10 protein-coding genes and 2 pseudogenes are annotated in these 12,990 nt (G+C 71.2%); 6 read left to right on the top strand and 6 right to left on the bottom strand.

All coding sequences use genetic code 11. The annotated features are described in order from the left end of the window. Positions 1–81: 81 nt before the first annotated feature. The 4 genes from ACTWJ9_RS03670 to dnaK all read left to right on the top strand — a co-directional run bounded on the left by ACTWJ9_RS03670 (position 82) and on the right by dnaK (position 5,367). On the top strand, positions 82–483 hold the full coding sequence (locus ACTWJ9_RS03670; RefSeq protein WP_443295191.1) for a hypothetical protein: 402 nt from the start codon (positions 82–84) through the stop codon (positions 481–483). A gap of 145 nt (positions 484–628) precedes the next feature. Further along, positions 629–2,701: a phage holin family protein gene (locus ACTWJ9_RS03665; protein WP_279332584.1), complete on the top strand. Its 2,073-nt coding sequence runs from the start codon at positions 629–631 to the stop codon at positions 2,699–2,701. 153 nt (positions 2,702–2,854) lie between these two features. Then, entirely contained in the window at positions 2,855–3,283 is a 429-nt protein-coding gene (locus tag ACTWJ9_RS03660) for an OsmC family protein (protein WP_279332583.1), read from the top strand. Between the two features lie 194 nt (positions 3,284–3,477). Next, on the top strand, positions 3,478–5,367 hold the full coding sequence (gene dnaK, locus ACTWJ9_RS03655) for a molecular chaperone DnaK (RefSeq protein WP_279332582.1): 1,890 nt from the start codon (positions 3,478–3,480) through the stop codon (positions 5,365–5,367). Positions 5,368–5,382: 15 nt separating this feature from the next. Here the strand turns inward: dnaK and ACTWJ9_RS03650 are convergent, their stop codons facing one another. Continuing rightward, positions 5,383–6,600, bottom strand: a complete 1,218-nt coding sequence (locus ACTWJ9_RS03650; protein ID WP_279332580.1) for an RNA-guided endonuclease InsQ/TnpB family protein — start codon at positions 6,598–6,600, stop codon at positions 5,383–5,385. Between the two features lie 26 nt (positions 6,601–6,626). Between ACTWJ9_RS03650 and tnpA (ACTWJ9_RS03645) the strand changes: the two genes are divergently transcribed. Next, positions 6,627–7,043 carry an IS200/IS605 family transposase gene (tnpA, locus tag ACTWJ9_RS03645; RefSeq protein ID WP_387035643.1) on the top strand — a complete coding sequence of 139 codons (417 nt, stop codon included), beginning with the start codon at positions 6,627–6,629 and terminating at the stop codon, positions 7,041–7,043. A gap of 100 nt (positions 7,044–7,143) precedes the next feature. Here tnpA (ACTWJ9_RS03645) and ACTWJ9_RS03640 read toward each other — a convergent pair. From ACTWJ9_RS03640 to ACTWJ9_RS03630, 3 genes and pseudogenes are all read right to left on the bottom strand, one after another. Continuing rightward, positions 7,144–7,540: pseudogene (locus ACTWJ9_RS03640) on the bottom strand (rhamnogalacturonan lyase); the annotation flags it as partial. Positions 7,541–7,626: 86 nt separating this feature from the next. After that, entirely contained in the window at positions 7,627–8,385 is a 759-nt protein-coding gene (locus ACTWJ9_RS03635) for a class I SAM-dependent methyltransferase (protein ID WP_388705067.1), read from the bottom strand. A 5-nt stretch (positions 8,386–8,390) separates the two neighbouring features. Beyond that, a complete protein-coding gene (locus ACTWJ9_RS03630) occupies positions 8,391–8,696 on the bottom strand; it encodes a 4a-hydroxytetrahydrobiopterin dehydratase (protein WP_279332577.1) in 306 nt (101 codons plus the stop codon). Between the two features lie 257 nt (positions 8,697–8,953). On the opposite strand from ACTWJ9_RS03630, the gene ACTWJ9_RS03625 reads away from it, so the two are divergent. Further along, positions 8,954–9,823: a helix-turn-helix domain-containing protein gene (locus ACTWJ9_RS03625; RefSeq protein WP_279332576.1), complete on the top strand. Its 870-nt coding sequence runs from the start codon at positions 8,954–8,956 to the stop codon at positions 9,821–9,823. Positions 9,824–9,917: 94 nt separating this feature from the next. On the opposite strand, the pseudogene tnpA (ACTWJ9_RS03620) reads toward ACTWJ9_RS03625, so the two are convergent. Together tnpA (ACTWJ9_RS03620) and ACTWJ9_RS03615 are read right to left on the bottom strand one after the other, a co-directional pair. After that, positions 9,918–10,175, bottom strand: a pseudogene (gene tnpA, locus ACTWJ9_RS03620) (IS200/IS605 family transposase); the annotation flags it as partial. 45 nt (positions 10,176–10,220) lie between these two features. Further along, positions 10,221–12,902 carry a cellulose binding domain-containing protein gene (locus ACTWJ9_RS03615; protein ID WP_443295190.1) on the bottom strand — a complete coding sequence of 894 codons (2,682 nt, stop codon included), beginning with the start codon at positions 12,900–12,902 and terminating at the stop codon, positions 10,221–10,223. Between the last annotated feature and the right edge of the window lie 88 nt (positions 12,903–12,990).

Below are 12,990 nucleotides of genomic sequence, written 5' to 3'. Positions count from 1 at the left end.
CTCTTCGCCTCCCTCCGCGACTCCCCGAAGCCTACGCGCAGGAGTAGGGTCGGCGACGCAGTCCGGAGGTGAGGGGGCGCCATGGGGCCGGTGCGGGTGACGGCGATCGCGAGTCTGACACCGCTGGCGGAACTGGACGTCGATCCCTTCCTCGTGGACTCCCGCAGTCAGCACGCCATGTGCGCCCACTGGGCCCGCGAACGCGGCTACGTGGTGGCCCGGGAACTGCTGGTGCGGGGAGTGCGCTTCGACCACGGCCTGCTGTGGGACGGCGTACGGCCGGGCACCGACCTGTTCGTGACGCCCAGCCGCCGGGTGCTGGAGAGCGCCCTGGCCTCCGTCGAGGAGTTCACCGCCGAGTGCGCGCGGCGCGGGGTACGGGTGGAGACCGTCGGCCACGCCGAACCGTCGTACGACGCCGCGATGAAGGCCCGGGTGCACCGCCGGCTGTCGATGCCGACGGCCGGCTACGACGGCCGCTGAACCGCCCCGCGGCCCGTTCGCCGAGGACCATCGGGGACGAATCGGCACTTCCGGGCGTTGTGGCAGGGTGAGTACGGGCAGGGGCCGGTTCGCGGGCCACCCCGGCTGGTGGCGGCGACGAGCCGGGACGTGAGGTGGACTGGGCGTGGGTGGCGTGCGGTGGCGACGGATCGCCAGTCAGATCGGGCGGAGCGTCACCGTGTGGGCGGTCGCCACCCTCACCATGCTGGTGCTCGCCGGCCTCCTCCCCGACTTCCGGCTGCGCTCCGCCGACGGTGACAGCGCCACCGACATCGCGGTCACCGCCGGGCTCGGTGCCGGTGCCTTCGGTCTGCTGTCGGCTCTGGTGTGGCCGCTGCTGGTGCGGCTGCTGCTGCTGGTACCGGCCCTCGTCCTCGGCCTGCTGGTGTTCTTCCTCAACGGCGCACTGCTGCTGCTGGCACTGCGGCTCAACCCGATCGAAAGCGGGACCGCCGCGTGGGAGACCGCGGTCGTGGTCGCCGCCGTGATGTCCGCCGTCGCCTCCGCCACCGGAGGCGCCCTCGCGGTGCGCGACGACGACGCCTACCGCCGCCGCCTCTACCGGCTCGCCTACCGCCGCCGCGGCTCCGCACCGCCCGTCCCGGCCACCCACGGCACCGTCTTCCTGCAACTGGACGGCGTCGGCCACGACGTCCTGCTGCACGCGGTCGACCGGGGCCTGATGCCGACCGTCGCCCGCTGGCTCGGCGCCGGCGAGACCCGTCCCCCCTCCCACCGCCTCACCTCCTGGCACACCGACTGGTCCAGCCAGACCGGCGCCAGCCAGCTCGGCATCCTGCACGGCAGCAACCACGACGTCCCCGCCTTCCGCTGGTACGAGAAGGACCGCCGGGAGGTGATGGTCTGCAACCGGCCCACCAGCGCCGTGGAGCTGCAGCGGCGGGCCGCCCGCCACACCGGCCACGCCGGGCTGCTGGCCGACGACGGCGCCAGCCGCGGCAACCTGTTCAGCGGCGGCGCCGGCGAACAGGCCCTGGTGCTGTCCATCACCGCACGCCGCCGCACCCGGGAGAACCGTTCCCGCTCGGGCTACTTCGCCTACTTCTCCGACCCGGCCAACGCCGTGCGCACCGCCCTGTCCTTCGGTGCCGAGGTGGTCCGCGAGATAGCCCAGTCCACCCGGGCCCGGTGGACCGAGCAGTTCCCGCGCGTGTCCCGCGGCGGGCTCTACCCGTTCGTGCGGGCCTTCGCGACCGTCGTCCAGCGGGACGTGGTCGTCGCCGCCGTCATGGGCGACCTGCTGGCCGGCCGCACCTCCGTCTACGCCGACCTGGTCGCCTACGACGAGGTGGCCCACCACTCCGGCCCCGCGAGCCGGGACGCCGAGAAGGTCCTGAAACGCCTCGACCGCTCCCTCGCCCTGATCGAGCACGTCGCCGAGCACGCCCCCCGCCCGTACCGGATCGTCGTCCTCTCCGACCACGGCCAGAGCCCCGGCGAGACCTTCCGCGCCCGCTACGGACTCACCCTCGGCGACCTGGTCCGGGCCGGGTGCGGGCTGCCCGTGCCGCGCCGCGCGCGGCGCACCCACAGCGGCGCCGAGGCCCGCGCGGCGGTCCGGGCGGCACTGCACCGGCCGGTCGAGGAGGGCGCCGAGCAGTACCGTCCCCCGCGCGGCTCCGAGCCCGTCGTGCTGGCCTCCGGCAACCTCGGCCTGGTCTCCTTCCCGGACGTGCCGCACCGGATGACCAAGGAGGAGATCGACGCCCGCCATCCGGCACTGCTGCCGACCCTCGCCAACCACCCCGGCATCGGCTTCCTGCTGGTGCGCAGCGAACGGCACGGCGGTGTCGTCCTCGGCGCGCACGGCGTGGAGATCCCCCTGGACGCACTCGACGACGCTCCCGGGCCCCTGGCCGCGTTCGGGCCGTACGCCGCCGACGCCGTGCGCCGCACCCACTCCTTCCCGCACACCGCCGACATCATGGTCAACTCCTTCCACGACCCCGCCACCGGCGAGGTCCACGCCTTCGAGGAGCAGATCGGCTCCCACGGAGGCCTCGGCGGCGCCCAGTCCCGTCCCTTCCTGCTGTCCCCGGTCGCGCTGTCCCCCGCGGTCGCCGGCGCAGCCGGACCCGTCGGTGCCGAACACGTCCACCGGGTACTGCGCCGCTGGCTGGCCGAGTCCGGCGACTTCGCCCGTCCGACCTACCCCGGCCAGGAGCGCGCGGCCTGACCCCGGGCGGGCCGGCCTTCCGGCCGGGGAGCCGGTCCTGCGGGTGAGCCGGGCCGTAGTGTGATCGGATGGGGTCGGGAATCCCGGTGACCCGGGCGGCCCCGGACAGAGTACGGACCGGACACACGGCCGGACATTTCGAAAGGATGCGTCATGGCAGCCACGCGCTCCGCACACACCGTTTGGGAAGGCAACCTCTTCAAGGGCAGCGGGGTCGTCACCTTCGACTCCTCCGGCAGCATCGGTGAGCAGCCGGTCACCTGGGCGTCGCGCGCGGAGGAGGCGAACGGAAAGACCAGCCCCGAGGAGCTGATCGCCGCCGCGCACTCCAGCTGCTACTCGATGGCCTTCTCCAACATCCTCGACAAGGCCGGTAACCCGCCGACCCGCCTGGTGACCTCCGCCGACGTCACCTTCGTGCCCGGCGAGGGCATCACCGGGATCCACCTCACCGTCGAGGCCACCGTCCCCGGCCTGGACGAGGCCGCCTTCCAGTCCGCGGCCGAGGACGCCAAGGTCAACTGCCCGGTCAGCCAGGCGCTGAAGGGCACCGAGATCACGCTGACGGCGAAGCTCTCCTGACCCGTCGTCTCCACGCCCCGCAGCACACCGCAGTACACCCGCAGGCCGCCCCCGCCGGGGCGGCCTGCGCCGTGTGGCCGTCCGAACGAGCGGTTGACAAACAGCCCGCATAAACTATTGACAACAGCCCGCTCAAGTTTTGTGCTGGATACCTTGAGGTCCGAAGAGGTGTGCCCTGGCGGAAGGGGACAACGATGGGACGTGCGGTCGGAATCGACCTGGGAACCACGAACTCGGTGGTGGCCGTGCTGGAGGGCGGTGAGCCGACCGTCGTCGCCAACGCGGAGGGCGCGCGCACCACCCCCTCGGTGGTGGCCTTCGCCAAGAACGGCGAGGTGCTCGTCGGCGAGGTCGCCAAACGACAGGCCGTGACGAACGTCGACCGCACCGCCCGCTCGGTCAAGCGGCACATGGGCGACGGCCAGTGGCACTTCCCCGAGCAGGGCTCCGTGGACGGCACCCGCTACCGGGCGCAGGAGCTGTCCGCCCGGGTGCTGCAGAAGCTGAAGCGGGACGCGGAGGCCTACCTGGGCGAGGACATCACGGACGCCGTGATCACCGTCCCGGCGTACTTCGACGACGCCCAGCGGCAGGCCACCAAGGAGGCCGGGGAGGTCGCCGGGCTGAAGGTCCTGCGGATCATCAACGAGCCCACGGCGGCGGCCCTCGCGTACGGCCTGGACAAGGAGAGCGAGCAGACCGTCCTCGTCTTCGACCTGGGAGGCGGCACCTTCGACGTGTCGCTCCTGGAGATGGGCGACGGAGTCATCGAGGTGAAGGCCACCAACGGCGACACCCACCTCGGCGGCGACGACTGGGACCAGCGACTCCTCGACCATTTCGCCCAGCGCTTCAAGAACCAGTACGGCGTCGACCTGGCGAAGGACAAGATGGCCGTGCAACGGCTGCGGGAGGCCGCCGAGAAGGCCAAGATCGAGCTGTCCTCCTCCTCCGAGACCACCGTCAACCTGCCCTACATCACGGCCTCCGCCGAGGGTCCGCTGCACCTGGACGAGAAACTCACCCGGGCCCAGTTCCAGGAACTCACCGCCGACCTGCTGGAGCGCTGCAAGACGCCCTTCCACCAGGCCGTCAAGGACGCAGGCGTCAAGCTCTCCGCGGTCGACCACGTCATCCTCGTCGGCGGCTCCACCCGGATGCCCGCCGTGACCGACCTGGTCCGCGAACTCACCGGCAAGGACCCGCACAAGGGCGTCAACCCGGACGAGGTGGTCGCCGTCGGAGCGGCCCTCCAGGCGGGCGTCATCCGCGGCGACGTGAAGGACGTGCTGCTGCTCGACGTCACCCCGCTGTCCCTCGGCATCGAGACCAAGGGCGGCATCATGACCAAGCTGATCGAGCGCAACACCACGATCCCGACCCGGCGTTCGGAGACCTTCACCACGGCCGAGGACAACCAGCCCTCGGTCGGCATCCAGGTCTACCAGGGCGAACGCGAGATCGCGGCGTACAACAAGAAGCTCGGCGTCTTCGACCTGACCGGTCTGCCCCCGGCGCCGCGCGGCGTCCCGCAGATCGAGGTGGCCTTCGACATCGACGCCAACGGCATCATGCACGTCTCCGCCAAGGACATGGCCACCGGCCGGGAGCAGAAGATGACCGTCACCGGCGGCTCGGCGCTGCCCAAGGACGACATCGACCGCATGATGCGCGAGGCCGAGCAGTACGCCGACGAGGACCGCAAGCGCCGCGAGGCCGCCGAGACCCGTAACCAGGCCGAGCAACTCGTCTACCAGACCGAGAAGTTCATCCGGGACAACGGCGACCGGATCCCCGCGGAGACCAGGTCCGAGGTCGAGGCCGCCGTCGCGGAGCTCAAGCCCCTGCTGGAGCAGTCCGCCGACACGGCCGCCCTGCGCGCCGGCGTCGAGAAGCTCGCCGCGGTCAGCCAGAAGATGGGCCAGGCGATGTACGCCCAGGCGGAGCAGGCGTCCACCGGTGACGCCGGGCAGCACACCTCACCGCAGGAGGAGGAGGGCGTCGTCGACGCGGAGATCGTCGACGACGAGAACGGCGGAGGTGACGGGGACCGCGGGAAGGAGGGGCGCGGCGGTACTCATTGACTTCCGCTCCCCGGCCTAGGGGCCGGGGATTCCTACCACGGTCGCCTGACCGTCTCGGTGGGTTCCTGCTTCAACGCGCTGTGCCGGCACGAGTACCGGTCTTATCTGCGCTCGACAGGCTGACACCGCCAGTCCGGCGGCCATGGCGACGTTGACCGCCGCGTTGATGTCCCGATCCAGAACGGTCCCGCAAGCTCCGCATTCCCATACGCGGACATGGAGGGGCTTGGGGCCATCCTTGACGCCGCACTGCGAGCAGACCTGGGAGGTCGGCTCGAACCGTCCGATGCGGTGGAAGCCGCGGCCGAACTTCGCGGCCTTGTACTCCAGCATCGTCACGAACGCGGACCATCCGGCGTCGTGCACGGACTTGGCCAAGCGTGTACGGGCGAGTCCCTTCACCGCCAGGTCCTCCACCGCGACCGCTTGGTTCTCGCGGATCAGCCGGGTGGAGAGCTGGTGGTGGAACTCGCGCCGTGCGTCGGCGACCTGCGCGTGAGCGCGGGCGACCTTGATGCGGGCCTTGTCCCGGTTGTTCGAGCCCTTCGCCTTGCGGCTGAGGGCCCGCTGTGCGCGCTTGAGCTTCTTCTCGGCCCGGCGCAGGAAGCGAGGAGCTTCGATCTTCGTGCCGTCGGACAGGACGGCGAAGTGCCCCAGCCCCAGGTCGATGCCGACGGCCTGATCGCTCTCGGCCGACGTGACGGGCCCGGTCTCCACAACGAAGCTCGCGAAGTACCTTCCGGCCGCGTCCTTGACCACGGTCACCGTGGAGGGGACCGAGGGAAGACTGCGGGACCACTTCACCCGCACGTCCCCGACCTTCGGCAAGGACAGGTCCCCGCCGGTGGTGATCTTCCAACGGGCGTTCGCAGTGAAACGTACAGCCTGCCGGTTGTCCCTGCGGCTCTTCAAGCGGGGCGCGCCCATACGCGGGCGCTTGCCCCTGAGGCTGTCGAAGAAGTTCCGGTACGCGGTGTCCAGGTCCCGCAGGGCCTGCTGGAGCACGACGGCGGAGACCTCACCGAGCCACGCGCGTTCTTCGGTGAGTTTGGCTTCGGTGATCAGCAGCTTGGACAGGTCCCCCGTCTTCAAGAACGCCTCGCCTGCGGCGCGGGCGGTCTCACGGGCGCGGAGCGCATCGTTGTAGACCACCCGCGCACACCCGAACGCCCTGGCCAGCGCTGAGCGCTGAGGACCGTTCGGGTACAGGCGGAAGCTGTACCGAAGCTGCATGCCGATCACCCTACTAAAGTTGGGTTATGACCGTGTATCAGAACATCCGTACTGGTAGACACTGTACTTTCGTCCTTCACGTGCACTTGGTTTTCGTGACGAAGTACCGGCACAAGGTTTTCAAGGACGCCCACCTGACGCGCATGGAGGAGATCATGCGGGCCGTCTGCGAGGACTTCGAATGCGAGCTGGTCGAGTTCAACGGCGAGAACAACCAGGTCCACCTGCTCGTGAACTTCCCGCCGAAAGTCGCCCTGTCCAAGCTGGTCAACAGCCTCAAGGGCGTCAGTTCCCGCAGGCTCCGCCAGGAGTATCCAGAACTGGTCCAGCACTACTGGCGCGCACAGCGCCTGTGGTCCGGCTCCTACTTCGCCGGGTCGGCCGGCGGGGCTCCGCTGTCAATCGTGAAGCAGTACATCGAGCAGCAGAACCGGCCCGTCTGAGCCCAGGTCGACAGTGCGGACCCATGCGCACAGCGCGGGTCAGAGCACTCCTCAGAATCGCTTCACCACCGGGCTGAAGCCCGATGCACTGCGATTAGAGCCGGTAGCCGCCGCGGAACTGGACGGCGTGCACAGAGTCGCCCTGCTCGACGCCGTTCGCGACGGCGCGGACGGTGTTAGTCGGCGTGGGAGGGGGCGCCGGAGTGGAAGAAGGTGGTGGAGCCGGTGACCGGGCTGGAGTTGACCTTCGTACCGGCCCGGTGGACGGTGAAGGAGACGTTGTCCGGGACGGTGCCGGGCCGGCGCCGGCTGACCAGGTTTCCGCTGCCGTTGTACACGCTGACGACACCCCGGTCGAGTCTCTTGACCTGCCGTGCAGTGGCGGCCTCGGCGGTGCCGGTGCCGAGGCCGGTGAGCCCGGCCGCGGCGAGGGCCGCGGCGGTGAGGACCGCGGGGAGGGCGAACCGGCGTCCGCGTTGCCTGTGGGGATGCTGCACGAGACGGACCTCCAGAAAGGACGAAGGGGTTTCGCCCCTCAGTCACCACCGGCCCCGCCCGGGTCGCCGCCCCCCCGCACGGGAGTTCACCCGTTCCCGGGCACCGGCGGCTTCCGGTACGCCCGTAGCCGGAAGACCGGGTCCGGGCGGGGGCGGTCCTGGCCCGGGAGGGCGGCGAGGGCGGCGGCGAAGCCGTCGGCGCGCGGATCGCCGGGAGGCAGGGTGACGAACCAGCCGCGGCGCAGGTCGGCGATGGTACGGCGGGGACTGCGGCCCTGGCCGTGGCCCCGGAACACGCCCTGTCCGGCCGGGACCAGGCCGTGTTCGGCGGCGTGGGCCGTCACGTGTGCGGCGGCGTCGTGCACCGGGCTGCGCGGGCGGGCGGCGAGGACGGCGTCGATGTCGCTGCCCACGTTGTGCGAGGCGCCCTTGTCGACGGTGGTGACGTAGACCCCGCCGGGCCGCAGGACCCTGGCGCACTCGCCGACGATGGCCCGTACGTCCTTCGGGCCGGACAGCAGGTGCAGCAGCCACACGCTGACCACGGCGTCGAACCGGGCGTCGCCGAACGGCAGTCGGCGGCCGTCGGCGCGGACCACGGCACCGGGCAGCCGGGCCGCCGCCCTCCGGGCCATCGCCGGCGCGAGGTCGACACCGGTCACGCGCAGGCCGTCCCGGGCGGCGGGGATGCGCCGGGTCACGATGCCGGTGCCGCAGGCCGTGTCCAGCAGATCCCGCGCGTCGGCCGGTATCAGGTCCAGTACCGCCGCCGCGGCCGCGGCGGCCCGGGGCTCACCGCCGCGTGAGGCGTCGTACCGCTCCGCTTCCTCGTCGTAGTCGAGCACACACCTCAGTGTGCATCGTGACCGGTTGCCAAGTCCCGTACTCTGCACGCCAGTTCGAGGTCCTTCTCGGTGACGGCGCCGCCCGCGCTGTGCGTCTGGACGGCGAGGGACACGGTGTTGTAGCCGAGGGTGAGGTCGGAGTGGTGGTTCAGCTCCTCCTGTACCCGGGCGACGTGGACGACCATCGCCGTCGCCGCGAAGTGGGAGCCGAGCCGGTAGGAGCGGGTGAGGCGGCCGCCGTCGAGCGCCCAGCCCGGCAGGTCGGCCAGCCGCTCCTCGATCTCCTGCGGCGACAGCGGTTCGTCGGACATGGGCGCGCTCCTCTTCGGTCTCCTGCGGGCCGGTTCCTGCGGTGGCGGGGCTCTGTCCCAGCGTGCCACAGGAGGAGCGGTGAGACCCTGGTCAAGGCGGTGCGGCTCCCCCGTACGGTGCCTTCCCGGCCGAGGACCGGGACCGCCGGGAACGAGGGCGCCGGCCCGCGGCCCGTGAGAGGGTCGGTCCGGCATGGCAGACTGAACCGATGTCCGGGGGCCTGAACCGGTGTCCGGGGGCGTTGGGGAGACGTGGCGTGAGTGAACGGCGGGCCGCACCCACCGTGGGCCAGGTGGTGCTCGGCAGGCGGCTGCAGGAACTGCGGGAGACGGCGGGCCTCAGCCGTGAGGAGGCCGCCCGGGTCCTGCGGGTGGCACCCGCGACCGTACGGCGGATGGAGACGGCCGAGGTCGCGCTGAAGATCCCGTACGTCCAGATCCTGCTGACGGCCTACGGGGTGCGGCAGAGCGAGGCGGCCACGTTCATCGGGCTCGCGGAGGACGCGAACCGTCCGGGCTGGTGGCAGCGGTTCCACGACGTGCTGCCCGACTGGTTCAGCCTGTATGTGAGTCTCGAGGGCGCCGCCCGCATCATCCGGTCCTACGAGCCGCACTTCGTGCCGGGGCTGCTGCAGACGGAGGACTACGCGCGTGCCGTCCTGGAGGCCGGGACGATCGGGAACCAGGGGCCGGAGGCGGTCGAGCGGCATGTGTCGCTGCGTCTGGAGCGGCAGCGGCTCCTGGAGCGGCCGGACCCGCCCCACCTGTGGGTGATCATCGAGGAGACGGTGCTGCGGCGGCCGGTGAGCGTGGACGGCCGGGTGATGCGCGATCAGTTCGACAAGCTGCTGGAGTGGTCCGAGCGGGACCGGATCACGCTCCAGGTCGCCGAGTTCGCCGACGGCCCGCATCCGGGGACGTATGCGCCGTTCTCGCTGTTCCGTTTCGCCGAGCCGGAGCTGCCGGACATGGTGGTCACCGAGTACCTGACCGGCGCCCTGTACCTGGACTCCCGCAAGGAGGTCTCGGCGCATCTGGAGGTGCTGGACCACATGGTGGCGCGGGCCGCCACCACCCAGCACACCCAGAAGCTGCTGCGGGAGTCCCGGGACCGCTACCGGCTCTAATCGCAGTGCATCGGGCTTCAGCCCGGTGGTGAAGCGATTCTGAGGAGTGCTCTGACCCGCGCTGTGCGCATGGGTCCGCACTGTCGACCTGGGCTCAGACGGGCCGGTTCTGCTGCTCGATGTACTGCTTCACGATTGACAGCGGAGCCCCGCCGGCCGACCCGGCGAAGTAGGAGCCGGACCACAGGCGCTGTGCGCGCCAGTAGTGCTGGACCAGTTCTGGATACTCCTGGCGGAGCCTGCGGGAACTGACGCCCTTGAGGCTGTTGACCAGCTTGGACAGGGCGACCTTCGGCGGGAAGTTCACGAGCAGGTGGACGTGGTTGTTCTCGCCGTTGAACTCGACCAGCTCGCAGCGGTCCGCGGCACGTGCCCCGTGGGCGTCCTCCCCGCCGGATCACGTCACCGTGCAGGCCCGCCCGTCCAGGTGGAAGGCGGCCGGGTCCGGGTTCGCCGCCGAACGGCTCGCCGTGAAGCCGAAGCCGACCGACGAACCCGCCGCGACGGTGCCGTTCCAGTCGGTGTTGCGCACCGTCACCGCCGAACCGGACTGTGTGTGGGCCCCGTTCCAGAGCTGGGAGCCCCGCTGGCCGTCCGTGAACGACCAGCTCAGCGACCAGCCGTTCCAGGTCTTCGACCCGGTGTTGGTCACCCGGACCTGGGCCTGGAAACCGTCGGGCCACTGGTTGGTGATCTCGTAGGTCACGACGCAGGCACCCGTCGGCTCAGGCTCCGGATCCGGGCCGGGATCGGTGCCTGAGCCGCCGTCGTCCCCGCCCCCGGTGTCCGAGGTGTCGCCGTACACGATCCCGCGGCCGTTGGTCGCCACGTACACCCTGCCGTACACCCGCGGGTCGCCGGTGATCGCCGCACCCGTCCAACCCCACTGGTGGGCGTCGTCGTTGATGCGGGTCCAGCTCCGCCCCTGGTCCGTCGAGCGGAAGATGCCGCGCACGCCGTCGATCTTCGCGCTGGTGAAGACGGTCTGGTACGACGCGCCGGGGGCCGCCTTGCCGAAGCCGACGGTGTCCGCCTCGTCGACACCGGGCAGCCTGGTGAAGCTCTGCCCGCCGTCGGTGGAGTGCCACAGCCCGTACGCACCGTCGCTCGCCCCGCCGGCCAGCCAGATGTCGCCCTTCGCACCCGGCAGTGCCTTGAACCGCACGCTGTCACCGCTCGGCAGCCCGGTCGCGGGGGAGGCGGTGAAGGTGGCGCCGCCGTCCTTGCTGACGTAGAACTTCCCGGACGTGAAGCCGTAGAACGTCTTCGGGTCCACCCGGTCGGACTCGACGACCGCTCCCTCGGGGATGCCGCTCGACGCCGACCACGAGGTGCCGAAGCCGGTGGTGTGGTGCACCCCGGCGCCCTGCGGGCTCCACACGAAGCGGCTGCCGTCGGCGCCCGCCGCGACCGTACCGCCGCCGCTGACGCCCGAAGGGTCCGTGCCCGCGAACCAGTGGGCGCCGTTGTCGGTCGAGAACGCGATGTGCGGGCCCGAGTCCAGGTTCCCCACCCGGACCACCGTGTCCGGGCCGGCCTCGGCGAAGTCCAGACTGGTGGTGGCGGTGAAGGCGGGCTGGGTGAACATCATCGACGGCACCTTCGTCAGGTCCGTGTGCCGGAAGCCGCCGATGTCGAGGAGCCCGCTGAGCAGCGGGGCGCCCGAGGGAGGAGAGGCGAGGTCGTTGACCGCCGTCTCCTCCAGCCCGCGCACCATGGGCGTGACGGTGAACGTGGCGTCGTCGTCCCAGTCCGTGAGGTTCTCCGTGCCGTAGACCGTCGCGCCCGTCCCGTACATCATGCGGTCCGAGTCGAACGGGTCGATCTCCAGCGCCTCGGTCATCCACCCCAGTTTCGGGCTCTGTTCGGGCGGTGAGGGGTGGGCGTCCCAGGTCAGCCACGGCACGGACGAGACGTCCATGGTGTAGCGGTTCTCCCGGTTCGGGTACGAGGTGTACTCCCATGCCTGCGTCCAGGTCGCACCGCTGTCCGTGGAGCGGAAGATCTGGGTGTCCGGCCACCAGGAGCTGTACGCCGTCGCCATGACCGTGCCCGGCCGCTGCCGGTCCACCGTCAGCCCGCTGAAGCCGTAGTAGGTGTCGGCCTCCGCCACCGGGCTGATGTCCGTCCAGGCGCCGGTCGCCGTGGCGTACCGGTACAGGCGGCCCTTGCCGCCGTCGTACGGGCCGCCGGTGTCGCTGTAGGCCAGGTACAGGTGACCGTTCTCGGCGTCGAGGACGCCCTTGTGGGCCAGGTGGCCCGTCGGCTGGCCGGCGAGGCGCTGCCAGGTCGCGCCCGCGTCCGTCGAACGGTAGACGGCGTTCTCCTTGTCGGCCACCCCGACGTAGATCGTCCTGGTCGCGCTTCCCGGCGTGCCCGTGGACTCGTCGAAGGTGACCCAGACGATGCCCTGGTTGTCACTGGCGTATCCGGAGGTGTCGCCCGGATCCTGCACGTAGGTGCCCGGGTTGGGGAAGGCCGTCACCTGCGACCAGCTCGCCCCCGAGTCCGTCGACCGCCACAGCCCCTTCCCGCTGGGCGCGCCCAGGTACAGCACGCTGTTGCGGTGGGGGTCGACCGCCAGGCGTTCCCCCATGCCCCGGCCCGGCATGTTCCCGCCCAGCTTGAACGGCAGGTCGGCCTTCCGCCAGCTCGCGCCCCGGTCGGTGGAGCGCAGCACCGCGCCGTTCCCCGGGTCCCAGTCGTTGGTGTACGTGCCGACCGCCGCGTACACCCGGTCGGGGTCGGCGGAGTCGGAGGCGATGCTGGCCACGCCCGTGTGGCCCCAGTCGTCCCAGCCGACCGAGTCCAGCAGCGGGGTCCAGGTCTTCGTCGACTCCTGCCACCGGTAGGCGCCGCCGATGTCGGTACGGGCGTAGGCCAGGTTCTTCTCGCTGCGGTTGAAGACGATGCCCGGCACGAAGCCGCCGCCGTCGATGCGGGCGTTCTTCCAGGTGTAGGTGTCGGCGGCGAGGGTGGTGGCCGGCTCCGGGGCGTCGGCGGCCAGGGCGGGCGGGCCGCCCGTGAGCAGGCCGGCCGCCAGTGCGAGCACGGCCGTCAGGACGCGGGTTCTTCGCACGGTGAGGTCCTTCCTCGGGGTGGGGGGAGAGGCAGGGAAAGAGGCACGGGAAGAGAGAGGGCGGCGTGCGAGGGCCGGGCGGGTCCCC

The organism is Streptomyces sp. GDS52 (assembly GCF_052246875.1).
Classification (GTDB): Bacteria; Actinomycetota; Actinomycetes; order Streptomycetales; family Streptomycetaceae; genus Streptomyces; species Streptomyces cathayae.
The sequence above is the reverse complement of the archived record's forward strand: the minus strand, read 5'-3'. Positions and strand labels throughout refer to the sequence as shown.